The sequence below is a fragment of the Buchnera aphidicola (Nurudea shiraii) genome, from assembly GCA_039829955.1.
Classification (GTDB): Bacteria; Pseudomonadota; Gammaproteobacteria; order Enterobacterales; family Enterobacteriaceae; genus Buchnera_B; species Buchnera_B aphidicola_AY.
The window spans coordinates 399,878-425,332 of record CP140035.1 but is presented as its reverse complement, the minus strand read 5'-3'; the positions used below and the strand labels follow the sequence as shown (position 1 = coordinate 425,332).

Here is a 25,455-nt window from a genome sequence, read left to right as displayed (position 1 = left end):
TTAATTAAAATAGATTTAGATATGTATTTTTGAATTAGATTTTAAAGTTTTGATATGAAAAGCAATAATTTATAAAATAATTTAAATTTTTATTAAATGATTTAATTTAAAATTTTAAAAATATATAATATTAAATATTTTTATTTTTTTTTAGTTGAACTATTCTGTTGAATGTTAATATATTTGTAAAATAATATTTTTTGTCAATGCAAAAATATCCTTCTCTTTCAAATTGATATTGTTTTCTAGAAATATTCTTCAATATTCCAGATTCTACAAAACCATTTTTTACAACTAGAGAATTTTTGTTGATATATTTTAAAAAGTCTTTTTTAGATTCAGGATCTTTTAATAAAAATAACTTTTCATATAGATTAAATTGTGCTGGTAATGCATTTTTAGTAGAAATCCAGTGAATTACTCCTGATACTTTTTTGTTAATAGGATTTTTACCTAATGTATTTTTATTATATGTACAAATAATTTTTTTTATGTTGTTATTGTTATCTCTTATAAATTCTTGTGCATTGATAGTGTATGCATGTCTTAATCTAATTTCTCTTCCTATTGCTAGCTTTTTATTTGACATATCATTATTCTCGCATAAATCTAATCGATCTATATATATTTCATTACTAAAAATAGATTTATGAGTTCCCATTTTTGAAATGTTGGGATGATTAGGAATTATTAGTACTTTTTTGTAGTTTTTTGGAAAATTACAAATATATATTTTTATTGGATTAATAATTGCCATATAGCGAAAAGCATTTAAATTTAAATCTTTTTTAATACAGGATTCTAAAAAGGACAATTCTATTATGTTTTCTTGTTTAGTTATTCCAATTTTTTTGCAGAAGTGTTTTATAGAACGAGGAGTATATCCTCTTCTTTTTAGTCCCGAAATTGTAGGCATTCTAGGATCATCCCATCCATTTACAATATTATTAGATACTAAAATTTGTAATTTTCTTTTGGACAAAACAGAGTATGCTAATTTTAGTCTAGAAAATTCGTATTGATGAGAACGATGAGAAATATTAATATTATTTAGAATCCATTCGTATAATTTTCTATTATCTTGGAATTCTAATGTACATAAAGAATGTGTAATTTTTTCTAATGAATCAGAAATACAATGTGCAAAATCGTATGTAGGATATATACACCATTTTTTTTTAGTTTGATGATGTTCAAAAAATAAAATTCGATATAAAACAGGATCTCTCATAACAATAAAAGGTGACTTCATATCAATTTTAGCCCTTAGGCATGCAAATCCTTCTGAAAAATATCCGTTTTTCATTTTTTTAAATAATGAAATGTTTTCTTTAATAGTTTGTGTTCGATATGGGCTATTGATTCCTGGAGAATTTAATGTTCCTCTATATTTTCGTATTTCTTCTTTATTTAATTGATCAACATAGGCTAATCCTTTTAAAATTAGTTCTTTTGCAAATTTATACATTTCTTCAAAGTAAGAAGAAGCATAAAAGATATTTTTCTCAAATTTATATTCCAACCATTTTATATCTTTTATAATACTCTTGATGAAGTGAATATTTTCTTTTTTTGGGTTGGTATCGTCGAATCTTAAATTACATGTTCCTTTAAATTTTTCGGATAAATAAACATTTAAGAATATAGATTTTGCATGTCCTATGTGTAAATAACCGTTTGGTTCAGGAGGAAATCTTGTTTTAATATTGTTAACTTTATTGTTTACTAAATCATGATGAATTATTTTTTGGATAAAGTTTTGTGTTGTTTGTTTCATTCCATACTCCATACGTATTTATATAAATAATAAAATATTTTAAATATAAATTATTGTCTATATAAGATCAACTTTAAGTATGCTGTGCTTTCAATGTATATAGAAATCAAATTTAAAAATTATAATTTGTTTAAATTCATTATTGACATTATTAGTATAACACAGCATAATTTAAAGTATAAAAATATTTTATAGCTACGTAGCTCAGTTGGAAAGAGCACAGCACTCATAACGCTGAGGTCACAGGTTCAAATCCTGTCGTAGCTATTTATTATTAAATTTTTTGTTTTTGCAAAATTGCGGAAGTGGCGAAATTGGTAGACGCACCAGATTTAGGTTCTGGCACCTTTTGGTTTACGAGTTCGATTCTCGTCTTCCGTATATAAAGGATATTAAGTAGAATATTTTATTTTTGGGGTATAGCCAAGAGGTAAGGCACCGGTTTTTGATACCGGCATCCCTGGTTCGAATCCAGGTACCCCGGAAACCTTATTAATTTTGATTATATAATTTTAAAATTTCAAAATAAATTTTTTATTTTATTAAACATTATATTGTATTTGAAATAAAATATATAATTAACGTATTTTAAAAAAGTTATATTTGTTAATTAATATAGCAAATTTAATATGGATTTTAGATGATGAATTTAAATAAATTAAAAAAATCTGCAGCATCTGCTGCCATAAATTATATTTGTCCTGGTTCTATAATTGGAATCGGAACAGGATCTACTATATCATATTTTATTAAAGAATTGAGTTTGTTTAAAAATTTAGTTAGTGGAGTAGTGTCTAGTTCTAGTCTTTCTACATCGTTTTTAAAAAAATATGGAATTCCTGTATGTAATTTAGGTGATGTAAAGTTGTTAACGCATTATTTTGACAGCGCAGACGAAATTAATTTTAATTTGCAAATGATTAAGGGAGGGGGAGCTGCATTAACACAAGAAAAAGTTATTGCTTCTGTAGCTAAAACGTTCATTTGTATTGCTGATGAAACAAAATTAGTTAAAGTTTTAGGAAAATTCCCGCTTCCTATAGAAATAATACCAATGTCTGCTTCTTATATATTCCAAAAAATAAAAAAGTTAGGAGGTACACCTAAAATTAGGAAGAATGTTACTACAGACAATGGAAATATAATAATAGATGTATACAATTTCAAAATATCAAATCCAATTTTAATAGAAAAAAAAATTAATTGTTTTCCAGGTGTTGTTAGTGTAGGATTATTTGCATCTCGAACAGCAGATATTGCTTTAATTAGTAAATCATCTGGAATAACAGTTATTAAAAAATAATTTTATTTCTTTAAAATTAAACGTAATACAAAACATTTTCTCGAATTTTTTATATTATAAGAATTTTAATATAGCTATATTAAACTGACAAATAATTAAACAGATTTTTAAAATATTTAACATATTAGAGATTTTACGTTCCAATATATATTAAATATATGTTTTTATTTTAAAATAAACCGAGAAATTATAAATTTATCAACAGTATCATTTATGTTATATATCTTGTTTTTAAAAGCTTATAATAGAAATTTTAGTAATACGTAATAATTAATTTTTATTAATAGTGATATTTGGTGATTTATAATAGGTAAGTATAAAATGTCGTTTGAGTACATAGATGTAAAATTGTTTGGTCAATCCTTCCAGGTTCTTTGTCCTTTTGAGCTAAAAAAAGATTTAGAAAATGCAGCTGATTATTTAAATAAACGCTTAAATGATTTAAAAATAAAAACTGGAATTTCTAATACAGAAAAATTAATATTTATAACAGCACTAAATATTTCTTATGAACTTAAAAATGAAAAGTTAAAAATAAAAGAAATTATTTCTAGATTAAATAAAATTATTTTATATTTAAAGAAACTATCAATAATTAAAAAAAAATAAATAAATTATGTTTTTACAAAATTTAGGATAATAATAATTGATTTCTAAGACATTTCAAAAAGTTTTTTTGAGTCGTAATATTCAGAGAACTTATTTTAGAGGATTAAGAAAAAAACTTACATTAAGAGAAAAAATTTTTTTTTCTTATAAAATTTCTAATATAGTTTTATGTTCAAAAATTTTTTATTTTTGCAAAAATATCGCAATTTTTTTGCCATTTGATGGGGAAATCGATACTAATATATTAGTTTCAGAATTATGGAAGTTAAAATATAACATTTTTTTACCTGTAGTTTATTCATATCATAAAAAAATATTGTTGTTTTCTAAATATTGTCCTAATACATGTTTTGTATCTAATAGGTATAATATTTTAGAGCCAATATCTAATTCAGAAGATTATTTATCTTGCTGTAATATGGATATCATTTTTTTCCCGTTAGTAGCTTTTGATAGATTAGGGTATCGTTTAGGAATGGGGGGAGGATTTTATGATAATATTTTACATAATTGGAGAAGCAAAAATTTCCTTCCCATTGGATTAGCTTATGATTTTCAATTAGCAAATAAAATTATTCCTGCTCCCTGGGAAACATTTCTTCCAGCTATTTTTACTCCCACCAAGTTTTGGATATGGAAATAACATTTTTAAGGTTTTATAGAAAACAATAATGAAATATATTGGTGTATGTTTTTTAGTATAAGTTTATAATATATAACTATATATTTAATGTGTTATTTGTTTTATTATAAATAGAATTCTTTATTTTTGATTATTTTTTTTAATACAATTTTGATATATATAAGGATTGTGGTTTCCTTGAACATTGAATATTAATTCATCTCTTTTACATTCCCAAGAAGTAACTGGATATTTTTTATCCCACAAATTAAATAGTTTAATTTGTTGTTTTGAAATATTTAAATTATACTTTTCGTTCATATAAAAATATGTTCTAGCAATAGCTCCTTTAGATGTATTAGGAGGTTCAACTATTTTGTTTTTAAAATCGATTTTCATAGAGCAATAACCATATTGATATTTTTCTGTATTCTTTAATTGACCATACATAAAATTGCTACGATCTGCGTTTATTTCTCCTATTACAGGTTGTAAGTTATGGAGATCAGTTTCTATTTTTTCATAGTTTTTGTTATTAGAGCAATTTTTTCTTCCTCCTATTTTCCAGCATGATTTTAAATGTCCAAATTGCCATGCTGGTACAACATGTTCCCATTCTATTCGATTAGCTCTATTTGCATTTTTTCGAATTTTGTAACCGCATGATTGCAATTGAGGAATACCTTTTTTCTTAGTCCATAATATTTTACATCTACAATAAAAAGAGCTAGGTGCGTTAGAATTAATTTTTTGCGCTAATATTTTTGCTTTATAAAAATTATTATAATTTTTTTCATGTGTTTTGTGTTTTTTAAATGATAATGAAAATAACACGAAAATAAGAATGAATAGAGTTTTAGTAAACATTTTATAAGCTTAATTTTTATATTGATTTTTGAAAGGTTTTAAATAAAGTAAAAATATTTTAATATGTTAAAAAACAGTTTTTTAAATTAGTATTTAAGTACCAAATATTACATGTACTTTAGTTATGAAAATAATATTAATTTAATTTAAAATTTAAATCAGAAGCGTTATTTTATATATGATATTTTATTAAAACATTTATCTTAGTATATAAATACTTATAATCTTGTAGTGTCGTGGTTTTCTATTTTTTTTTGCATACAATGAGATCTCAATGTTTCATTAATAAAATCTTTTTCTTGAAGTATTTCAAATTGTTTTTGTACATATTTATTTTTATTTTTTATAGCTAATTGTATCCCAATTTCCATAATATTTTTATCCATATATTGCTCTAAAATTTTTTTAGAATATGTTAAATCAATATTATCGAAATATTTAAATATTTTTTGACATAATTTTTGATATGTATTGTTTTTTAGTTGAAAATCTAAAATTTCTGCTATATAGAAAAGATTTTCTATTAAATTTTTTCCTACGGATTCTAATTTTTTCTTTTGATTATATATGGTAGTATATATTGTTTGTTTTGGGCGTCTACCTTCAAGACTTATAATTTCCCAATTTTTAGAATAATATTGTAATTCTTGATTAGTCATTTTAGGAGAATCTATAATTGAACACCAGATTAAAAATAAATCTAATAGCAATATTTGTGTTTTATTGATTCCAATATGCGAAAATGGGTTAATATCCAATGATCTTATTTCTACATATTGAATTCCTTGTTTTATAAAAGTATTTAATATAGAACTTTTAGAATTTAAAATTGTTTTAGGACGAATATAAGTGTACAATTCATTCTCTAATTGTAATATATTAGTATTAATTTGTTTTAAGTTTCCATATGAATCTATGAGCCCTAATTTTTCAAATTTTTTAGACGATGTTTTTAGTCCATATCTAAGTGAGGATATATAACTATTTAAAGAATTAAATGTTAGTTTTAAATTTTTTATTGATTCGTTGTTGTGACCTAATTTGCTTAGTCTTAAGGATGTAGACCATGGTAAATATAAAATTCCGTTTTTTGTGTGAAAGTTCAAATTAGTTTTTTTATTTTTTATAAAAGATGGTTCAATGGCAGGAGATGCGCCAAATAAATAAGGTATAATCCATCCAAATTTGTAAAAATTTCTAATTAAAGACAGATATCCGTTAGAAACAAAATGTTTTTCAGAAACTTTATTATATTGTTTCCATGTCTTCCAAAATGTCATTGGTAGTGAAAAATTGTAATGTATTCCAGAGATAATATTCATTATTGTACTATATCTGGTTTTTAACCCAACTCTATATAGCGTTTTCATTTTTCCAATTTTAGATGTTCCATATTTTGCTAAAATTATAGAATTTTGAGAATTTATAGAAGGTGGAACGCTAAAAGGCCAAAAGTATTCGTCATTTATATTTTTACTAGCAAATTTGTGAATGTCACACAAACATTTTAATGTAGAATCTAAGTTTTTAATAGGAGGGGTAATGAATTCTAATAACGATTCAGAAAAGTCGGTGGTAATCCATTTATTTGTTAAGGCTGATCCTAAATTATAGGGATGATCGTTTTTTGAAATTTCTCCATTTAAAGTGACTCGTAATGTTTCTCTTTCAATTCCTCTTAATATGTGATTTGTAATATTAGGAATAGATTTTAACCAATTAATTTTATTTAATATTTTAGGAATCAAATAAGCCTCTTATACTCAATTTTGATAATATTAAAATATTATACTATTTCGAAGATTATATGAGAAAGTAAATTAAAAATTACGTATATGTAGATCAAATTTGAAATATAAAATTTTTGCATCCGGAAGGATTTGAACCTCCGACCTCTCGGTTCGTAGCCGAGTACTCTATCCGACTGAGCTACGGATGCTATTGTATAATTTTATAATGGTGAGAGAGGGATTCGAACTCTCGATGCAAAAAATTTACATACTCCCTTAGCAGGGGAGTGCCTTCAACCACTCGGCCATCTCACCTAAAATTTATTTTAAAATTATATTTTTGATTTACATTTTATTTAGATTAGAGTATCACATTGATTTTATGTTGTATAGTAGTTTTAAAAATGTTTTTAGTTAGATTGTTTCTTTAGGATTTTAATTATAAATTTTCGAAATGCAAGATTAAAAGTAAGTGGTATGAATTATTCAGCACCTCGCTTTAATAAAGAATAGCAAGATGCTGAGAGATATTTATCGATTAGGTTTTTGGTTTTTTTCGGCTTGAATTCTTTGATATATTTCTTCACGATGTACTGAAATTGTTTTAGGAGCATTTACACCAATACGTACTTGATTTCCTTTTACACCTAATACTGTTACAGATATTTCATCACCAATTATAAGTGTTTCTCCTACTCGACGAGTTAGAATAAGCATGTATTTTCCTTAAAATCTTTAAAAGAGTTGTGATCTTATCTAAGTTATATTGGCATAATGCCTATATTAGGTTAAACACAAGTTTTAAAGTGTTGTTTTATTATAAAAAATTGCATAATTTTAGCTTTTTATATTCAAATTAATTTAATTTATATTTTTTTATAAATTAGAATTGATCCAAATTTTTATATTACTTAGTTCTTTTTGAAGTAATTTTAAATTTTTTATTCCACCTTCTGCTATTAAAGCGTTTCCTCCTCCTTTTCCATTTAATCGTTTTAAAAGTACTTGTAATAATTTTTTCGAAGAAATGTTTTTAGATATGTCTGATGTAACGCTTATAAGTATTGTAGCGTGGTCATTAAATATATTTATCAATATAATTATGGCTGATTTTAATCTATTTTTAAGTTTATCTGTTATTATTTTTAATAATTGAGGATTATGTTTCGTAAAAGAATGTATAACAACTTTTGTATTTTTAATGAAAAAAAGATTTTTACCGATTGTATCGACTATTCTACATGTTTCTCGGTCGTTTATTTTATTTATTTTTTTTTCTAGTTGTTTATTGTTTAGTATAAGAGTTTCAATATTATTTTTAATGTTTTTAGTATTAGTTTTTAATATATCGCAAATGTTTTTTAGTTCTTTTTCTTTTTTGTGAATATGAGATAAAGCTATTTGACCAGTAGTTGCTTCTATTCGCCTTGTTCCAGATGATATGCTTCTTTCATTAATAATTTTAAATAAACCGAGATCTCCTGTTCTTTTAGTATGAGTACCTCCACATAATTCGGATGAAAAATTTTTAATTGAGAGAACACGGACTGTTTCATCATATTTTTTTTGAAATAGAGCTAGAATATTTTTCTTTTGAGCTTCTTTTAGCGTCATTATGTTAGTTTTGATAAGTATGTTTTGAGTAATTATTATATTTACTATATTTTCAATTTCATGTAGCTCGTTTAAAGTTAGAGGAGCTTTATGAGAAAAATCAAAACGTAAGAAGTGATCTGTTATATAAGAACCTTTTTGAAGTATATGAGGTCCTAATACTTTTCGTAGTGAAGAATGTAATAAATGAGTAGCAGTGTGATTTGATTGAATTAAAGTTCGTCGCACAGAATTGATTTTAGCTGTTACTATATTTTTAACTTCGAATTTCCCTGATATTACTTTTCCTATATGTAAAATAGCATATTTATGTTTTTGAGTATCATAGACTTCGAATTTTCCGTTAGTATTTTTTATAGTTCCTATATCTCCTATTTGACCTCCTCGTTCTGCATAAAAAGGTGTTTTTTCTAATATAATTATTCCTGATTCATTTTCTTTTAGTGTTGAGCAACAAGCATTATTTTTAATTATATTAGTAATTAATGATTGAGTTTGTATGTGTGTGTAACCAGTAAAATCAGAAAATATATTATTTTCTTGTAGAATTGTAGTTTGAATATTATTTTTTTTATAAAAATTTTTATTATGTGATTCTTTTTTGTTGCGTTTTATTTTTTTTTTAAATTCTTCTAAATTTACAATAATATTTTTTTCACGACAAACATCTATAGTTAAGTCTGGAGGAAATCCATATGTATCGTATAGTTTAAATATTAATTTTCCACTTAATATGTTTGTCTTAAGTTTTTTAATTTCTACATTGAGTAATTTTAATCCTATTTCGAGAGTTTTAATAAATTTTTTTTCTTCTAATTTTAATGTGGTTTCAATATATTTTTGTTTTATTCTTAAAATATTTGCATAGTCTCCCATAGAATTTATCAAAATAGGGATAAGTCGATATAAAAATATACCTTTTATTCCAATTTGATGTCCATGTCGTATTGCTCTTCTAATGATTCTTCTAAGTACATAACCATGTTTTTCATTTGAAGGAACAATGTTTTCAGATATAATAAATGCACTAGATCTGACATGATCAGCAATGACATATACATGTTTGTAATTTATTTTATGAGTATTGCTCATTTTCGAAATTGAGTCTATTAATGGTTGAAATAGATCAATTTCATAATTAGAATTTACATTTTGTATAATTCCTGAAATCCGTTCTAATCCCATACCAGTATCTACTGAAGGTATATATAATTTTGTCATTTTTGTATTACTAATTTTGTTAAATTGCATAAATACAATGTTCCAAATTTCTACAAATCTTTCTCCATGATTTGCATGATTTCCAGGAGGATTTCCTAATAAATGATCTCCTTTGTCGTAAAATATTTCTGTGCATGGTCCGCATGGACCAGTATCTCCCATTTGCCAAAAGTTGTCTGAAGTATATTTAAAATTTTTTTTATCTCCTATTTTTATAATTTTTTCTTTTTTTACGTTAGTTTCTTTCTTCCATATATTATATGATTCTAAATCATGCTCATAAACAGTGATCCATAATTTTTCTTCAGATAAATTTAACCATTTTTTTGACGTAAGAAATTCCCATGCATATGTAATAGCTTTTTCTTTGAAATAGTCTCCAAAACTGAAGTTTCCTAGCATTTCAAAGAATGTATGATGTTTAGAAGTATATCCTACATTTTCAAAGTCGTTGTGTTTACCTCCTGTTCTCAAACAATTTTGCACTGTGACTACTCGAGTATATTTAAGTTTAGAGTCTCTTTTCAAAAATAGGTCTTTAAATTGATTCATTCCAGCATTTGTAAATAATAGAGACGAATGTTCTGAAGAAATTAGTGAACTTCCAGGTATAACAGTGTGTTTTTTTTCTTTAAAAAAATCTAAAAATATTTTTCTTACTTCGTTAGTTGTTTTTTTCATTTTTAAAATATGCGTAAGAGGTTTAAAAGTAACTAAAACATGTTTTAATTTACAATATCAAAGCGAGAGTATGTCGATATGTTTTTTATATATTTTCATTTTAAAATTAGTTTTTAACGTTTTAATAAATAATAGATTTTCACAAAAAATTTTGTGTTTTACTTATATATTTTATTTTCCATGTAAAATGAAAGTAATGTTGTATGTAAAAATAGATTTATTTTATATCATACTAAATATTTAAAATGATTATATTTATTTTTTCAATATAGTAATTTTTTTTTTAGATTAGTTATAATTAAGTTATATAAATTTATTTTCATGGTTATTTTGGAATGTTTATATGGTTAATATTAAGATTCTTAGAGTTGTTGTTCCTACTATGTTAAAGTCTAATATGAGATTAGATAAAGTTTTAGCTAAATTATTTTTTGAATATTCTCGCACTTGTTTAAAAAAATGGATTTTAAATAACCAAGTAAATATTAATGGAAAAGTGTTTAGTAAACCTAATACAAAAGTATTGTTTGGAGATGAAATAACTATTAAAATTATACATAATTCATATTTAAATAGTTTAAAGTATCCTCAAAAAATTCCATTAAATATTATTTATGAAGATAATGATATTTTAGTAATTAACAAACAAGCTAATTTAGTAGTTCATCCAGGAGCTGGACATAAAGATGGAACTTTATTGAATGCTTTACTATATCAAAACCATAATTTTTTGAGTATTCCTCGTGCTGGAATAATTCACAGATTAGATAAAAATACTACAGGATTAATGGTGATCGCAAAAAATGTTTTGTCTTATAATAATTTAGCTAAGTCCATGAAATCTAGAAAAATAGTTAGAAAATATGAAGCATTAGTATATGGAAGAGTGATTTCTGGTGGAAGCGTTTTTGCATCTATTAAGAGACATCCGTTTCGGCGTACTATTATGACTACTGGAGTGGTAGGAAAAAAAGCGATTACTCATTATCGAATAATAAAAAGGTTTTCTTGTTATACTCATTTAATGATTCAATTGGAAACAGGTCGTACTCATCAAATTCGAGTACATATGTTAAGTATTAACTATCCAATAATAGGTGATCGTGAATATGGTAATAAATATAAATTTAGTAGGAATATGGTTGCTTCAGTTCATAAAGTAGTTAAAGCTTTTCCAAGACAAGCGTTGCATGCTAGTGAATTATGTTTAAAGCACCCAACTACAAATTTGTGGATGAAATGGAATAGTCCTATTCCTAAAGATATGTTAGACTTATTAAGTCATTTGAACTTATACAATACGTAGTGTATATTTACGATTTTTTAGTACTAATATTTAAAAATTTTATTTATGTTTCAAAAATTTAATAGATTGAGAAATAAATTCATATTATGTTGTATGTTTTTAAATTTAATATTTATTTTAAATTAATTTTCTAATTTAATAAAAAATTTTTTAAAATGTATTTAGATTCCGAAATATTTAAATATTTTACAAAAGCTACTTAATTGCAAATTGTAAGTATGTAGTTTTAGCTTGATAAGATTTTAGTTTAAAACTATTGAAATTTTGCATTTCAGTTATTTAGTAAACATAGTGTTTTAAAAGAGTGATATATATATTTGATATTATTATGTTTTTATTTTAGAGCTACAATGATAAAGTTTTTTGCTTTTTTCGATTCTTTTTATTGCTGTTTTTAATGCCCAAACATATCCGTCCAATCCAAATCCACAAATTACTCCAGATGAAATATCTGATAACCATGAATGAAATCGAAAATTATCGCGTGCATAAATATTAGATATATGTACTTCTATAAAAGGCACGTTAATACTTAATAGCGCATCACGTATAGCTATGCTAGTATGTGTATAAGCGCCTGCATTTATTATTATATAATCTATATTTTTGTTAGCATTATGAATAGTGTTAATTAGAGTGCTTTCTGAATTAGATTGTACGTGAAGTATGTTTGCGTTTAAAAGTTTAGCCTTTTTTTTCAATTTTTTGATTAGTTCTTTTAGCGTTATGCTTCCATAAATGTTTGGCTCTCTTTCTCCTAAAAGATTTAAATTAGGTCCATTGATGATCAAAATATTAAATAAATATTTCATATAATATTCTTTTTAGTAGTTAATGTGATACGCATTTTGTATAAATATTGTATTTTCATGTTTTATATACAAATTTTACTCATATAAATATCATAATAAAAAATGTATAAGTTAGAGAATGATTAATATAAAAACTTCAGTTAAACGTTATGATATATTTTAGAGATTTTAAATTTAATTTTAAAGTTCATGTTTCAATAATTTTATTAATTTAATTATATGTTATAGATATAAGATATTAATAGAAATATATTAATAGTATAATACCACTATTATAGTAAAAATCATAAATTATATTGATATTTTAAATTCTAATAAGTGAGTCAAAATGATTCTTGATTTAGTTACTGAAAATTTATTACTTTCAAATAAAATTTCCGATTATGATCTTTTGAAGGTTTTAAGTGATATTTCAAAAAATAAAGTAGATTATTCTGATTTATATTTTCAATCCAACAAAAGTGAATTTTGGATATTAGAAGATAACATTGTAAAAGAAGGTAGTTTTCGAATTAGTCAAGGAGTAGGAGTGAGAGTTATATCTGGAGAAAGTACTGGTTTTTCTTACTCTGATGATATTACATTATATTCTTTAGATAAAAGTGCGAAATTAGCAAGTAGTATTTTAGAAAAAAATAGTTGTTGTACTCGTATAAAACCGTTTTTAAAAATTAAAAGAAAACCTTTATATACCTCGAAAAATCCATTAGCACGATTTAATTCTAAAGAAAAAGTTGATATTCTTTACAACATCAATTCTATTGCTCGAAGTATTGATCATCGTGTTATTAGTGTTAATGCTACGTTAAGTAGTGAATATAGTCAAATTTTAGTTGCGTCTACAGATAACAATCTGGCGGCTGATATTCGGCCGTTAGTTCGTCTTTCGGTTAATGTTATAGTAGAAAGTGATGGTAGGCGTGAATATGGTTCCAGTGGAGGAGGTAATAGAAGTGGATATAATTTTTTTTTAGAAAATTATATTTCTGGAATGCCTTTAGTGGAATATTATGCTCGAGAATCAGTAAGAATTGCTTTAGTTAATTTATTTGCAAAAAGTGCTCCATCAGGAATGTTTCCTGTTGTTTTAGGACCAGGGTGGCCTGGAATTTTGTTGCATGAAGCAGTAGGTCATGGGTTAGAGGGAGATTTTAATCGTCAACAAACATCAGTGTTCTTCGATAAAATGGGGCATAAAGTTGCTTCAGAATTATGTACAATCGTAGATGATGGAACTATAGAGAATAGAAGGGGTTCATTAACTATTGATGATGAAGGAGTGGAAAGTAAATATAATATATTGATAAAAGATGGAATCTTAACAAATTACATTCAGGATAAGTTTAATGCCCGTTTAATGGAAATGGAATCTACTGGTAATGGTAGGCGAGAATCATATGCTCATTTACCTTATCCTCGTATGACAAATACATATTTGTTACCAGGAAATTCAACTCCCGAAGATATTATTAGTAGCATAGAATATGGAGTATATGCACTTAATTTTAGTGGAGGACAAGTTGATATTACTTCTGGAAATTTTGTTTTTTCCACTTCTGAAGCATATTTAATAAAAAATGGTAAGATTTTAAATTCTATAAAAAACGCTATGTTAATTGGATCTGGTCATAATGTAATGCAAGAGATTTCTATGGTTGGAAATGATTTCTTACTAGATGGAGGAGTGGGAACATGTGTTAAAAATGGACAAAATATTCCTGTTGGAGTAGGTCAACCTACAATAAAATTAAATAATATCACGGTAGGAGGTACGTCATAAAATATTATCATTTAAAATATAGTTTTTAATTTTGCGATTTTAGAAATTAATAGATTAATATAAATATAAGTTATGCAGTCAAAGTTGTGATAAAATATGACTGCATGATGATTATGTGTGTGTATGAAATATGGAATGATTAATTTATTTAAAGTTTTAATTATTTCTTTATTAATAGTTCTTTAATTTTGGCTGATTTTCCTACTCTGTTTCGTAGGTAATACAATTTTGCTTTTCGAACATCTCCATGTCTTTTGATATTAATAGTCTCAATATTAGGAGAATTAGCGTGAAAAACACGTTCTATAGCATCTCCATGAGATATTTTTCGTACACAGAATGAAAAATTAAAATTTCTATTTCTTTTTGCTATTACTATTCCTTCAAATGATTGAATTCTTTTTTTAGATCCTTCTACGATCCATATTTTAACTTCTATAGTATCACCTGATTTAAATAAAGGTATCTTTTTATTAATTTGCTCTTGTTCTATTATTTGAATAATATTCACGATAATATGTTCCTGTTATATACTTTATTAATAGGGAATAATTTTATCATTTGTTTTTTTTTAACATTTCTATTTTAAAGTTTTTAAGTAATTTTAATTCTTCTTGTGAAAGTTTTATATTTTTAAATAAATCGGGTCTTTTCATCCATGTTTGACCTAATGATTGTTTTAGTCTCCATTGTTTTATTTTTTTATGATTGCCAGAAAGTAGAACATGAGGAACTTTAATATTATTAAAAATTCTGGGTTTGGTATAATGAGGACAATCTAACAATCCATTATAAAAAGAATTATTTTTTTTTGATTGATCTTTTCCTAAAGTTCCAGGTATAAATCGAGATAACATATCAATTAATATCATAGCAGGTAATTCTCCTCCACTAAGAACATAGTCTCCGATTGATATTTCTTCATCTATGATTTCGCTATTTATTAGCCTTTCATCTATACCTTGATATCGACCACATAATAAAATCATGTTTGGCATTTTAGATAATTTTTTAATTTTTTCTTGATTTATTTTTTGTCCTTTTGGTGATAGATAAAATACTTTAGAGTTACAATGTATTATAGATTTTGCATGCTCAATAGCTAGTTTAAGTGGTTCAGCCATCATAAGCATCCCTGGTCCTCCTCCATAAAGACGGTCATCAATATTTCGGTGCTTATCATTTGTATAATCTCTTGGATTTAAAATGTTAAGTTTTATTATTCCTTGTGTAATTGCTTTTTTGGTAACTCCATAATTTATAATTGCACGAAACATTTCTGGAAAAATACTAATTATTCCTATGTGTAACAATGTTATATTATTTTTTTTTTAGTATTTTTGTTCAAGAGTATCATCCCAATTTACTATGATTGTTTTTTTTTCAATATTTACTTTTTTTATAATATTTTTTAATACAAAAGGTATTAAAATATCTTTTTTTTTGTTGGTTTGTTGACGTTTAATAACTAGTATGTCATTTGAAGAAGTTCTAATTATATTACTAACTGTTCCTAAAAACTCATTGCTTTCATTTATAGCGTTACAATTTATTATATCTCTCCAGTAATAATTATTAGCTTTTAGTTTTGGAAGTGAGTTTCTTTCAATATTAATATAATGATTAGTTAATTTTTGAACAATAGAGCGACTTTCAATATTTTTTATTTTTATTATGAAGTGTTTTTGTTTTTTTTTCCAATTAGAAACATGTATAATATTCTTTTCTTTTTTTATTTTTATAAACCATGGCAGATAGTTAAAAATATTGTAGTTTTTTTCTGTAAAAGAAAATACGTGAATCCATCCTAATATACCATAAGGTGCTCCGAACTGAGCGATAGTTAAATTTTTATAATTTTTAGTTTTAGTATTTATATTTTTAGCTCTTTTATGATTGTTGTGTTTTTAATAGATTTCTTAATTAAACTTTTTACTCTATTAGATATTAAAGCACCATTGTTTTTCCAGTATTTCAATCTGTCAAAATTAATTTGTAAAGTATTTTTAGAATTTTTTAGTATTATTGGATTAAAAAATCCTATTTTTTCAATAAATTTTCCGTTTCTAGGTGATCTGTTATCAGATACTACTATTTGATAAAAAGGACGCTTTTTTGCTCCTAATCTTGATAATCGAATTTTTACCATTCTGGTCTTCTTTTTAGTAGTTGTAATTGTTTCTTGTTTAATATAAATTAAAATAATTTGATAAAAATATTTTGTATTTAGTAGTATAATTTATTAATACATAATATTACTAATTTTTTTCATTATTTTATTGATTCCGTTTTTTTTTATGTTTTTCATTATTTTTTTTATATTATTAAATTGCTTTATTAATAAATTTATTGTTTGTATAGACAATCCTGATCCTTTCGAAATGCGTCTTTTTCTTGACCCTTTGATGAGCTCTGGTTTGTATTTTTCTTCTGGAGTCATAGAATAAATCATCGTTTCCATTTGTGACAATAGTTTTTCATTTATATTGTTATGAATATGTTCAAATGTTTTTTGATTTCGAGGTAATTTTTTTAATATTGAAGAAATGTTTCCAATTTTTTTAATTTGTTTTATTTGAATTAATAAATCATTGTAATTAAATTTATCTTGATTTTTCACAGAGTTAGTTAATTGTTTAATATTTTTTTTGCTTATTTTGTTTTCAATATTTTCGATCAGTGATAATACATCTCCCATTCCAAGAATTCGAGTAACAATTCTATTTGGGTAGAATATCTCAAATTCGTTTAGTTTCTCACCTGTACTTATAAATTTAATTGGTTTTTTTGTAATATATTTCATTGAAAATATAATACCTGCTCTACAATCGCTATCTGTTTTTGTTATGATAAATCCAGTAATAGGCAAACTTTTGTTAAACGTATGAGCTATGTTTGTAGCATCTTGACCTATCATTGCATCAATTACTAGCAAAGTTTCTGTAGGTTTAATTGTTTTGTTTATTTGTATTATTTCATGCATCATTGTTTGATTTACATGAAGACGTCCGGCTGTGTCTACTAATAATACATCGTATAGTTTTAATTTAGAAAATTGTAACGCTGATCTAACTATTTTTATTGGATCTTCATTCATGTTAGAAGGATAAAAGTCAATTTTAGCTTGTTTTGAAAGTATTTCTAGTTGTTTAATGGCTGCGGGTCGATAAGTATCTGCAGACACTGCTAGTATTTTTTTATTATTATTATTTTTAATAAAACTTCCTAATTTAGCTATGCTAGTTGTTTTTCCTTGTCCTTGTAATCCGACTAACATGATTATTGTTGGAATTTTATTAGATAAATTTAAAGAACTATTATTTTCTCCTAATATTGATATTAATTCTTTTTTAACTATCTTTATTAGTTCTTGTCCTGGAGTAAAACTTGTACTTACATTATTTCCTATGGATTTTTTTGATACAAAATTTATAAAATCTTGAACTACTGATAATGTTACATCTGCTTCTAATAAAGTTATTCTTATTTCTCTTAATGCTTCTTTTATATTTGATTCAGTCAATGTTCCTTTTCTTGAAAGCTTATTAAAAATTTTTACAAATTTGTTAGTTAAAATACTAAACATAATGTGTTCTCTATGATTAATTTAGAAAGATTTTAAATAATTTATTACATAAATAAAGTTTTGATTATATTTATATTTTTTGTTTTTAATATATTTAATTAAATAATAGCTATTATTTTTATAAAGTAAAATATATTTTTGAATATTTTGTTAAACATGTAAAATAATTAAATTTTATTTTTTAAACATTTTTGATTGATTTTTAGGCAAAATATTATAAATAATTTTTCAATATCTTTTGACTTAAGAAAATATGTAAAGTATGTAAGTTAAATTTTTTAAAGTTATTGTATGTGCTCTATTTTTTAATTGAAGTTAAAATAGAGCTGTTTTTATGTTTGAAGCTCATTAGGATAAAACTTTTTTAGTTATTTAGATATTTATCTTCAGGATAGCATCCTAATATCTTAATTGAGGTGATGTTTTTTAGTTTTTTAAGAGCTTTCTGCATTTGACTAGTATTAATATTATTTTTGATATCAATAAAAATTTTTGCATTTTTAGATGATTGAGAATATATATGAGATTTTAATCTTTTTATTTCTAAATTGTGTTCTTTGAGTATGTTTTTTACTTTTATGATTAAATTTTTATTTTCTCCACTTGAAATCATAATAGTTGTAATAGATTGAATATTAATAGGTACATTTTGTTTTTTTTTTCTTAGTATTATAAATCTAGTTATATTTTTTTCTAAATTAGAAATGTTTTTAGCTATAATTTTTAATTTGTATATTTTTGCGCATGATTCACTTCCTAACGCTGCAAATGTATAGTTTTCGTCATTGGAAAGTTGTTGCACTGCATGAATAGTACTATCAGTATATTTTAAACTCCAGTGAGGAAAATATTTAACAAATTTACTACATTGCATAAAAGGTTGTCTATGACTATAGACAGTTTCAATATTTATAAATTGAGTTTTGCGTTGAGATAAAAGACAGTGATTTATAGAAATGTTAATTTCACTAATGATAAATAATTTGGTATTTTTAAGTAAATTATATGTTTCATCAATATATCCTGAAGAGTTATTTTCTATTGGGAGTATTGCATAATCAGATTTTTTATTTTCAACACTATCTATAATTTCTTGAAAGTTGTTGTAATAATTTTTAGAAAAAAATTCGAAATTTCTTTCGGAATATTTTTGAACAGCATAGTAAGAATATGATCCTAAATTGCCTAGTAAAGAAAAACTTTTTAGTTCTTCTTTTTTTTGGTAATTGTTTTCTATCCAAGCTTTTTGGATAGAAATTGAATTTTTTATGATAACTTGAAATATTTCATAAATATAATTATAATCAAGATTGTATTTTTTTCCGAGTTTTGTAATATTATTTAATAATAACTGCTCTCTTTTTATATCTCTTATCGGATATTTTTTTTTTATTTTTATTTTTGCTATTTTTGTTGCTATCGTATTCCTTTTGTAAAGTAAAGTAACAAGATCATAATCTAAAGTATTAATGATATTTCGTAATGTTAACAAAGTTTTTTTAGATTTCATATTCATTGCCTTTTACAGTGATCTTAAACATATAATTTTAAGATAAATGACATTTATTTTTGTTTTTAACAATTAATTATTTTAAATATTAATAAAATGACAGTGATATTAAATTAGAATTATAAAAATTTTTTAGTTTATAGTTCTTATATAATATTAAAGTATTATGAGAAGTTTAATATAAGATATATTTACTTCAATAACTTTATTATTATTTTAATTTAGTTTTAGAATTATGTTCGAATTTTATTTAAATTACATCAATTTTATTTATAGTTATAATTATGTTTCATTACTTTTAAAATGCTATTAAATTATTAATATTTAAGATATTATTTACAATATAAAGTTTTTATGAAAATTTAAAGAAAACAATTTTATTTGGATAATTAATTATGAAAAGTTATTCTGCTAAACATGAAAATATACGAAGATCTTGGTATTGTATTGATGCTACTGGAAAAATTTTAGGAAGGTTAGCTTCTTTTATTGCCAGTCGATTGCGTGGAAAAAATAAAGTAGAATATACTCCACATGTTGATGTAGGTGACTACTTAATTGTTATTAATGCCAGTAAAATAATAGTTACTGGGAAAAAATATACTAATAAAGTCTACTATCGTCATACAGGTTATATAGGTGGAATTAAAAAAGTAATTTTAAAAGATATGATGCGTGATTTTCCTACTAGAGTAATTGAGATAGCTGTAAAAGGTATGCTTCCAAAAGGTCCTCTTGGCCGAAAAATGTTTAAAAAACTCAAAGTATATTCTAATGAAAGTCATGCTCACATAGCACAAAATCCTGATATATTAACGGTTTAGTAAGGAGGAAGTACTGGTAATGAGTCAAATGTATAATTATGGTACTGGTCGCAGAAAAAGTTCTTCTGCTCGTGTTTTTCTAAGTTCTGGAACTGGAAAAATAATAATTAATAATCGTATATTAGAAAGTTATTTTTGTCGCAAAACAACTATTATGATAATAAAACAACCTTTAGAACTTGTTGATATGTTATATAAATGTAATTTATACATTACTGTAAAAGGTGGGGGAATTTCAGGACAAGTTGGTGCTATTCGCCATGGTATTACTCGTGCTTTAATAGATTTTGATTCTTCTTTTAGAAGCGAGTTAAGAAAATCTGGATTTGTTACTCGTGATTCTCGTAAAGTAGAGAGAAAGAAAGTAGGATTTAGAAAATCAAGAAAACGTCCTCAATTTTCTAAACGTTAATATTTTATTACATTAAGATAGTGTTACAATTGTAAATATTAGTTGCCCGGAATGAAACCGGGTTATTCTCATTATTTAATGAGACATATTCTAAATTTGGACATTCCATATGTAGTTATATATGCGTCTAAAATTTTATTAATTATTTAAATTTATTGAATACATTAAATATATTGTGTATTTAAAATGAAGGAAAATCTTTTTTATTTTTATATTAAATTTTATGTTTTAGAAGTTAATTTTTTTAAAAATTTTGAAATATCTTGACACATTTTTTTAATCCCATTGTTTTTAATGGATGAGATTAAATATAATGGTTGTATATTTTTTAAATTATTTTTTACAAATGTAACAACGTTATTAATTTCATTTTTTTTTAATAAATCAATTTTATTAAAGACAATCCAAGTTGGTTTTTTACATAGAAATCTATTATAGTTTTGTATTTCTTTTAGTATGGTTTTGATATTTTTTAAAATATTAGATTTTTTTTTAATAGAAATATCAATAATATGAAGTAATAAGTGACATCTTTCTAAATGTTTCAAAAATTTAATTCCAAGTCCATAGCCTTTTGATGCTCCTGTAATTAAACCAGGTATATCGGCGATTACGAATTTTTTGTGTTTTTTAATTTTTACAGTTCCTAATACTGGTTGAAGTGTTGTAAAAGGATAGTTTGCTATTTTAGTTTTTGCTTGAGATACGTGGCTTACTAAAGTAGATTTTCCAGAATTAGGTAGACCTAATGTGCCTACATCAGCTAGTAATATCAATTCTAATTTAATTTTTCTTTCTTCTCCTTTAGTTCCAGAAGTACATTTTCTAGGTGTTCTATTAGTTGAAGATTTAAATCTTGTATTACCTAATCCATGCCAGCCACCTTTAGCTATTAAAACATATTTGTTGTCATCTATTATATCTTCTATTATTTCATTCGTATCATTATTAATAATTCTTGTTCCTATTGGTACTTGAATTGTTATATCTTTTCCTTTTTTTCCAGATTTTTTTTTGTTTCTTCCATTTTCACCATTATTAGCTTTAAAATATTTTTTATATTTAAAATCAATTAAAGTATTTAAGTTTCTAGTTGATTTTATCCAAACATGGCCTCCGTTTCCTCCATCTCCTCCATCAGGTCCTCCTTTTGGAATATACTTCTCTCTTCTAAAACTAATACATCCATTTCCTCCATTTCCTGCAATAACGTTAATTATTACTTGATCTAAAAATTTCATTTTTAGTATCCTTAAATGTTTTTGTAAAACGGTTTGTATTATATTCATTCGAAAAAGTAGTTTTAGAATTTAATTTAATTTCATGTACAAACTAAGATGTATTTATAGAAACATTACTTTATTTGTACATGAAATTAAGAATTATGACTAGATTGGAATAACATTAATATATTTTTTACATTTTTTTCCTTTTACTTGAAATTTTACTTTTCCATGTAAAGTTGAAAATAAGCTATGGTCTCTTCCGCATTTTACATTTTTTCCAGCATGAAATTTAGTTCCTCTTTGACGAACTATAATGCTTCCAGAAGGTATTGTTTCACCTTCAAAATGTTTTACACCCAATCTTTTTGAATGAGAATCTCTTCCATTTCTAGTTGATCCCCCTGCTTTTTTATGAGCCATATTTATTCCTTATTTTTGCAAATATTTGTAATTAAAATTTTAGTAAAATGTTGACGATGACCTTGTTGTTTTTTAGAGTGTTTTCTTCGATTAAATTTTATAATTTTAACTTTTTTATCACGTCCATGATTTTTAATGTTTGCTAATATAAAAAATTTAAGAAGTTCTTTTTTCTCTATAGTGATTTTATTTCCATCAGAGATCATTAAAATATTGTCAATTTTTATTTCTTGTTTTAAACTACAATTTAGTTTTTCTAATTTAATGATTTTTCCTGATTCAGCTTTGTATTGTTTTCCGCCATGTGTAAAAATTGCGTACATGCATTTGTTCCATTTAGTTTTATGTAAGAATTATATTTTGAATATTGATTGAATTAGAATTTTAAAATTTTTAATATACTTTTATATGCATTTTACATATATATCAGAAATAAATTAATTAAAATATTTTTTAAAATAAACAATACATTTTAGAATGTTATCAAAATAATTTTCAACGAATTTAATGATAAATATTCTAAGATATAATACAATAGCATTGTAAATATAGCTTAATGTTATATGTATCTATGTTTACAAAATACCAAAATTTATAAATTTTAAACGTTAGAGATTGAAAATATGTAACACTTATATATGTTTTATATTAGCTCCTAATGTTTTTAGTTTCTTAAAAAATTTTTCGTATCCTCTTTTTACAATATGAGAATTTTTTACAGTTGTCTTTCCATATGCAATACATCCAGCTAATATTAAACTAGCAGATCCTCTTAAATCTGATGCAATTATTTCCGCTGATTTTAATTTTTTTACACCATAACATGTAATGGAATTTTTTCTAATTTTTGCTATTGCGCCCATTTTTTTGAGTTCTTGAACATATATAAAACGATTTTCAAATATAGTTTCAGTTACTATACTAGTACCATAAGATATTAGGTTTAACAATGTAAATTGTGCTTGCATATCTGTAGGAAAGCCTGGATATGGAGAAGTTATAATGTTAGTAGCTTTAAGATATCTATTGGTCATATTCAAGCTAATCCAGTCATTTCCAGTTTGTATTATAGCTCCTGTTTGAGTTAATTTTTTTAATAAAAATGTTAACATTTTTGGTCTGGTATTATAACAAATAACATTTCCATGAGAAATAGCTGCTGCTATTAAGAAAGTTCCTGTTTCAATTCTGTCTGGTATAATTTTATATTTTCCTCCATAAAGTTTGGAAACTCCTTGTATGATAATTTTTGTGCTACCTGCTCCTATAATTTTAGCTCCTAAGTTGTTAAGAAAGTTTGCAACGTCAATAATTTCTGGTTCTAGTGCAGCATTAGAAATTATAGTTATTCCAAGAGCTAAAGTAGCTGTGCTCATAATTGTAATGGTAGCTCCTACGCTGTATTTTGAAAGTATGATGTTAGTTCCTTTTAACTTTCCTGTTACCATTCCAATTATGTAGTTATCATATACAGTAATATTAGCTCCTAATTTAGTTAATCCAAAAATGTGTAAATTAATTTTTCTTTTTCCTATGTCACATCCTCCAGGAAAAAATACTTTTGCGTATCCAAATCTTGCTAGTAAGGGACCTAATATCCAAATAGAAGCGCGTGTTTTTTTAGTAATATATTGAGGAATTGTACAAAGTTTTGCTTGATTAGCATTAAGATATATTTCTTTTTTAATTTTTACTTCAACTCCTAGTTTTTCTAGCATTTTTATTACATTTATGGTGTCTTGAATTTTTGGAATATTATGTAGTTCTATCGGTTCTTTAGATAATATAGATATTAATAATATAGGCAAAGCAGAATTCTTAGAACCAGATATTTTAATTTCTCCAAAAAGGTTAGTTGGTCCAGTTATATAGCATGTTTTCATTTTTTAGTAATTTTTTTATTTTTCCATTCTTGTATAGAATATGTTTTTATTGAAATGGAATGAATTTTGTTTTCTGTAATATAATTCATTAATTGTGTATAGATTATTTTTTGTTTTTCTACTTCACTTTTATTTTGAAAAATATTATCAATGGCTATTATTTCTAGATGTTTTGTGTCCCCTTTTACTTTAATTTCTTTGAGAGACAGAGATGTTTTTAATAAATTTTGAATTTCTTTCGTAATCATAAATTTCGTCCCGTTTAATTTTAGTGTAATAACATGTCTTATTAATATAGCTTTTTGTTATGACAAAACATATGATTATATTTTAACATTGATATTTTTAAAATGCATTTTAAAATTGAAGTTTTAATTTCTTAAATTATCTCAATTTTGTTAATGTAATTATTTTGGTAATCTATTTAAGATTTTGTTAACCTTTTTGGTTATTTTTAATAATATTTAAATATTGTTTAATGATTATCACTACACGTTTTAATTGCAATTAAATTGAATTCACTGCTATTTTATAAAACAAATGTAACTTTTTGAGCTTTAATTTTTTAAAATTTTAAGATTATGTGTTTTAATTATAACAAATTTTAAAGATGTTTTGAATGTAAAGTTAACTTTAATAGTATTTTGGAATTTATTTTAAAGTATATTTAAAGGAATTAATATGAATGATTTAAATCCAATGACGGCATCAGGTATTAAAAAGCTTAAAAAAGAATTAGATATTCTCAAAAGGATAAAAAGACCTAAAATTATAGCTTCTATTATAGAGGCTAGACAACATGGTGATTTAAAGGAGAATGCAGAATATCATGCAGCAAAAGAAGAACAGAGTTTTTGCGAAGGAAGGATTAAAGAAATTGAATTAAAACTGTCTAGAGCTCAAATAATTGACGTTTCTCGTTTGAAAAACAATGGAACTATTGTGTTTGGTTCTACAGTGACTATACTTAACCTAAGTACTACAAAAAGGTTCATATATAAAATTGTAGGAGATGACGAATCAAACTTTAAATTAAATTTAATTTCTATTAATTCTCCTATGGCTCGAGGATTAATTGGAAAAAAAATTAATGATATTTCTATAATTCACACTCCTTCAGGGAATGTAAGATATAAAATAGAAAATATAGAGTATATTTGATATAATTTTAACTATATCATTTTAATTTTCTACGATTAGTAAGAACGTTATATCTTTGTTGAAGTAAAATAGCCTTATTCTCTTTGAGAAAAGTTTTACTTTGATATAATA

The 25,455-nt window shown here is 24.4% G+C and carries 25 protein-coding genes and 5 tRNA genes; 11 read left to right on the top strand and 19 right to left on the bottom strand.

Going from position 1 to position 25,455, the window contains the following annotated elements:
• Positions 1-130: 130 nt before the first annotated feature.
• Positions 131-1,777 (bottom strand): glutamine--tRNA ligase, encoded by a 1,647-nt coding sequence (gene glnS / locus U0T63_01900; protein ID XBC39091.1) that lies wholly within the window; start codon positions 1,775-1,777, stop codon positions 131-133.
• Positions 1,778-1,970: 193 nt separating this feature from the next.
• Between glnS and U0T63_01895 the strand changes: the two genes are divergently transcribed.
• The 6 genes from U0T63_01895 to U0T63_01870 all read left to right on the top strand — a co-directional run bounded on the left by U0T63_01895 (position 1,971) and on the right by U0T63_01870 (position 4,332).
• Positions 1,971-2,044 (top strand) — tRNA-Met (locus U0T63_01895).
• 32 nt (positions 2,045-2,076) lie between these two features.
• Positions 2,077-2,158: transfer RNA gene (locus tag U0T63_01890), tRNA-Leu, on the top strand.
• Between the two features lie 32 nt (positions 2,159-2,190).
• Positions 2,191-2,261, top strand: a tRNA-Gln gene (locus U0T63_01885).
• Between the two features lie 159 nt (positions 2,262-2,420).
• The gene (gene rpiA / locus U0T63_01880; GenBank protein XBC39090.1) at positions 2,421-3,080 is read left to right on the top strand and encodes a ribose-5-phosphate isomerase RpiA; all 660 of its coding nucleotides are present in this window, start codon (positions 2,421-2,423) and stop codon (positions 3,078-3,080) included.
• A 321-nt stretch (positions 3,081-3,401) separates the two neighbouring features.
• The gene (zapA, locus tag U0T63_01875; GenBank protein ID XBC39089.1) at positions 3,402-3,689 is read left to right on the top strand and encodes a cell division protein ZapA; all 288 of its coding nucleotides are present in this window, start codon (positions 3,402-3,404) and stop codon (positions 3,687-3,689) included.
• Positions 3,690-3,726: 37 nt separating this feature from the next.
• Entirely contained in the window at positions 3,727-4,332 is a 606-nt protein-coding gene (locus U0T63_01870) for a 5-formyltetrahydrofolate cyclo-ligase (protein ID XBC39088.1), read from the top strand.
• Positions 4,333-4,452: 120 nt separating this feature from the next.
• Here the strand turns inward: U0T63_01870 and U0T63_01865 are convergent, their stop codons facing one another.
• The 6 genes from U0T63_01865 to alaS all read right to left on the bottom strand — a co-directional run bounded on the left by U0T63_01865 (position 4,453) and on the right by alaS (position 10,424).
• Entirely contained in the window at positions 4,453-5,178 is a 726-nt protein-coding gene (locus U0T63_01865; protein XBC39087.1) for an endonuclease, read from the bottom strand.
• 218 nt (positions 5,179-5,396) lie between these two features.
• The gene (gshA, locus tag U0T63_01860; GenBank protein ID XBC39086.1) at positions 5,397-6,926 is read right to left on the bottom strand and encodes a glutamate--cysteine ligase; all 1,530 of its coding nucleotides are present in this window, start codon (positions 6,924-6,926) and stop codon (positions 5,397-5,399) included.
• 117 nt (positions 6,927-7,043) lie between these two features.
• Positions 7,044-7,117, bottom strand: a tRNA-Arg gene (locus U0T63_01855).
• Between the two features lie 18 nt (positions 7,118-7,135).
• Positions 7,136-7,223: transfer RNA gene (locus U0T63_01850), tRNA-Ser, on the bottom strand.
• Between the two features lie 216 nt (positions 7,224-7,439).
• Positions 7,440-7,625 (bottom strand): carbon storage regulator CsrA, encoded by a 186-nt coding sequence (csrA, locus tag U0T63_01845; protein XBC39085.1) that lies wholly within the window; start codon positions 7,623-7,625, stop codon positions 7,440-7,442.
• Positions 7,626-7,784: 159 nt separating this feature from the next.
• Positions 7,785-10,424 carry an alanine--tRNA ligase gene (gene alaS, locus U0T63_01840; protein ID XBC39084.1) on the bottom strand — a complete coding sequence of 880 codons (2,640 nt, stop codon included), beginning with the start codon at positions 10,422-10,424 and terminating at the stop codon, positions 7,785-7,787.
• Positions 10,425-10,767: 343 nt separating this feature from the next.
• On the opposite strand from alaS, the gene rluD reads away from it, so the two are divergent.
• The gene (gene rluD / locus U0T63_01835) at positions 10,768-11,730 is read left to right on the top strand and encodes a 23S rRNA pseudouridine(1911/1915/1917) synthase RluD (protein ID XBC39083.1); all 963 of its coding nucleotides are present in this window, start codon (positions 10,768-10,770) and stop codon (positions 11,728-11,730) included.
• A gap of 326 nt (positions 11,731-12,056) precedes the next feature.
• On the opposite strand, the gene aroQ is transcribed toward rluD, so the two are convergent.
• Positions 12,057-12,542, bottom strand: coding sequence for a type II 3-dehydroquinate dehydratase (gene aroQ, locus U0T63_01830; protein XBC39082.1), 486 nt, complete (start codon positions 12,540-12,542; stop codon positions 12,057-12,059).
• 328 nt (positions 12,543-12,870) lie between these two features.
• Here aroQ and tldD point away from each other — a divergent pair, with 328 nt between their 5' ends.
• Positions 12,871-14,322, top strand: a complete 1,452-nt coding sequence (gene tldD, locus U0T63_01825; protein XBC39081.1) for a metalloprotease TldD — start codon at positions 12,871-12,873, stop codon at positions 14,320-14,322.
• Between the two features lie 160 nt (positions 14,323-14,482).
• On the opposite strand, the gene rplS is transcribed toward tldD, so the two are convergent.
• From rplS to U0T63_01795, 6 genes are all read right to left on the bottom strand, one after another.
• On the bottom strand, positions 14,483-14,836 hold the full coding sequence (gene rplS / locus U0T63_01820) for a 50S ribosomal protein L19 (protein XBC39496.1): 354 nt from the start codon (positions 14,834-14,836) through the stop codon (positions 14,483-14,485).
• Positions 14,837-14,879: 43 nt separating this feature from the next.
• The gene (gene trmD / locus U0T63_01815) at positions 14,880-15,635 is read right to left on the bottom strand and encodes a tRNA (guanosine(37)-N1)-methyltransferase TrmD (GenBank protein ID XBC39080.1); all 756 of its coding nucleotides are present in this window, start codon (positions 15,633-15,635) and stop codon (positions 14,880-14,882) included.
• A gap of 18 nt (positions 15,636-15,653) precedes the next feature.
• Complete coding sequence (gene rimM, locus U0T63_01810) at positions 15,654-16,163, bottom strand: ribosome maturation factor RimM (protein XBC39495.1); 510 nt, start codon at positions 16,161-16,163, stop codon at positions 15,654-15,656.
• Between the two features lie 32 nt (positions 16,164-16,195).
• Entirely contained in the window at positions 16,196-16,471 is a 276-nt protein-coding gene (gene rpsP, locus U0T63_01805; protein ID XBC39079.1) for a 30S ribosomal protein S16, read from the bottom strand.
• Between the two features lie 93 nt (positions 16,472-16,564).
• Entirely contained in the window at positions 16,565-17,908 is a 1,344-nt protein-coding gene (ffh, locus tag U0T63_01800; protein XBC39078.1) for a signal recognition particle protein, read from the bottom strand.
• Positions 17,909-18,272: 364 nt separating this feature from the next.
• Positions 18,273-19,418 (bottom strand): prephenate dehydratase domain-containing protein, encoded by a 1,146-nt coding sequence (locus tag U0T63_01795; GenBank protein XBC39077.1) that lies wholly within the window; start codon positions 19,416-19,418, stop codon positions 18,273-18,275.
• A 395-nt stretch (positions 19,419-19,813) separates the two neighbouring features.
• Between U0T63_01795 and rplM the strand changes: the two genes are divergently transcribed.
• Positions 19,814-20,242 (top strand): 50S ribosomal protein L13, encoded by a 429-nt coding sequence (gene rplM, locus U0T63_01790; GenBank protein XBC39076.1) that lies wholly within the window; start codon positions 19,814-19,816, stop codon positions 20,240-20,242.
• 19 nt (positions 20,243-20,261) lie between these two features.
• Positions 20,262-20,654 carry a 30S ribosomal protein S9 gene (gene rpsI, locus U0T63_01785; GenBank protein ID XBC39075.1) on the top strand — a complete coding sequence of 131 codons (393 nt, stop codon included), beginning with the start codon at positions 20,262-20,264 and terminating at the stop codon, positions 20,652-20,654.
• 221 nt (positions 20,655-20,875) lie between these two features.
• Here the strand turns inward: rpsI and cgtA are convergent, their stop codons facing one another.
• The 5 genes from cgtA to U0T63_01760 form a co-directional block, all read right to left on the bottom strand.
• Positions 20,876-21,895: an Obg family GTPase CgtA gene (cgtA, locus tag U0T63_01780; GenBank protein XBC39074.1), complete on the bottom strand. Its 1,020-nt coding sequence runs from the start codon at positions 21,893-21,895 to the stop codon at positions 20,876-20,878.
• Positions 21,896-22,042: 147 nt separating this feature from the next.
• Entirely contained in the window at positions 22,043-22,300 is a 258-nt protein-coding gene (rpmA, locus tag U0T63_01775; protein XBC39073.1) for a 50S ribosomal protein L27, read from the bottom strand.
• Between the two features lie 2 nt (positions 22,301-22,302).
• Positions 22,303-22,623, bottom strand: coding sequence for a 50S ribosomal protein L21 (gene rplU, locus U0T63_01770; GenBank protein XBC39072.1), 321 nt, complete (start codon positions 22,621-22,623; stop codon positions 22,303-22,305).
• A gap of 309 nt (positions 22,624-22,932) precedes the next feature.
• Positions 22,933-24,183 (bottom strand): UDP-N-acetylglucosamine 1-carboxyvinyltransferase, encoded by a 1,251-nt coding sequence (murA, locus tag U0T63_01765; protein XBC39071.1) that lies wholly within the window; start codon positions 24,181-24,183, stop codon positions 22,933-22,935.
• Positions 24,180-24,431, bottom strand: a complete 252-nt coding sequence (locus U0T63_01760; protein XBC39070.1) for a BolA/IbaG family iron-sulfur metabolism protein — start codon at positions 24,429-24,431, stop codon at positions 24,180-24,182. Before U0T63_01760 ends, murA begins: the two co-directional genes overlap by 4 nt.
• A 433-nt stretch (positions 24,432-24,864) precedes the next feature.
• On the opposite strand from U0T63_01760, the gene greA reads away from it, so the two are divergent.
• Positions 24,865-25,344 (top strand): transcription elongation factor GreA, encoded by a 480-nt coding sequence (greA, locus tag U0T63_01755; protein XBC39069.1) that lies wholly within the window; start codon positions 24,865-24,867, stop codon positions 25,342-25,344.
• Positions 25,345-25,455 lie beyond the last annotated feature (111 nt).

Bases quoted from the DNA above. Each gene is read 5' to 3' on its own strand.
- glnS (XBC39091.1), bottom strand. From the start codon at position 1,777: ATGAAACAAACAACACAAAACTTTATCCAAAAAATAATTCATCATGAT.
- rpiA (XBC39090.1), top strand. From the start codon at position 2,421: ATGAATTTAAATAAATTAAAAAAATCTGCAGCATCTGCTGCCATAAAT.
- zapA (XBC39089.1), top strand. From the start codon at position 3,402: ATGTCGTTTGAGTACATAGATGTAAAATTGTTTGGTCAATCCTTCCAG.
- U0T63_01865 (XBC39087.1), bottom strand. From the start codon at position 5,178: ATGTTTACTAAAACTCTATTCATTCTTATTTTCGTGTTATTTTCATTA.
- csrA (XBC39085.1), bottom strand. From the start codon at position 7,625: ATGCTTATTCTAACTCGTCGAGTAGGAGAAACACTTATAATTGGTGAT.
- alaS (XBC39084.1), bottom strand. From the start codon at position 10,424: ATGAAAAAAACAACTAACGAAGTAAGAAAAATATTTTTAGATTTTTTT.
- rluD (XBC39083.1), top strand. From the start codon at position 10,768: ATGGTTAATATTAAGATTCTTAGAGTTGTTGTTCCTACTATGTTAAAG.
- aroQ (XBC39082.1), bottom strand. From the start codon at position 12,542: ATGAAATATTTATTTAATATTTTGATCATCAATGGACCTAATTTAAAT.
- tldD (XBC39081.1), top strand. From the start codon at position 12,871: ATGATTCTTGATTTAGTTACTGAAAATTTATTACTTTCAAATAAAATT.
- rpsP (XBC39079.1), bottom strand. From the start codon at position 16,471: ATGGTAAAAATTCGATTATCAAGATTAGGAGCAAAAAAGCGTCCTTTT.
- ffh (XBC39078.1), bottom strand. From the start codon at position 17,908: ATGTTTAGTATTTTAACTAACAAATTTGTAAAAATTTTTAATAAGCTT.
- U0T63_01795 (XBC39077.1), bottom strand. From the start codon at position 19,418: ATGAAATCTAAAAAAACTTTGTTAACATTACGAAATATCATTAATACT.
- rplM (XBC39076.1), top strand. From the start codon at position 19,814: ATGAAAAGTTATTCTGCTAAACATGAAAATATACGAAGATCTTGGTAT.
- rpsI (XBC39075.1), top strand. From the start codon at position 20,262: ATGAGTCAAATGTATAATTATGGTACTGGTCGCAGAAAAAGTTCTTCT.
- cgtA (XBC39074.1), bottom strand. From the start codon at position 21,895: ATGAAATTTTTAGATCAAGTAATAATTAACGTTATTGCAGGAAATGGA.
- rpmA (XBC39073.1), bottom strand. From the start codon at position 22,300: ATGGCTCATAAAAAAGCAGGGGGATCAACTAGAAATGGAAGAGATTCT.
- rplU (XBC39072.1), bottom strand. From the start codon at position 22,623: ATGTACGCAATTTTTACACATGGCGGAAAACAATACAAAGCTGAATCA.
- murA (XBC39071.1), bottom strand. From the start codon at position 24,183: ATGAAAACATGCTATATAACTGGACCAACTAACCTTTTTGGAGAAATT.
- U0T63_01760 (XBC39070.1), bottom strand. From the start codon at position 24,431: ATGATTACGAAAGAAATTCAAAATTTATTAAAAACATCTCTGTCTCTC.
- greA (XBC39069.1), top strand. From the start codon at position 24,865: ATGAATGATTTAAATCCAATGACGGCATCAGGTATTAAAAAGCTTAAA.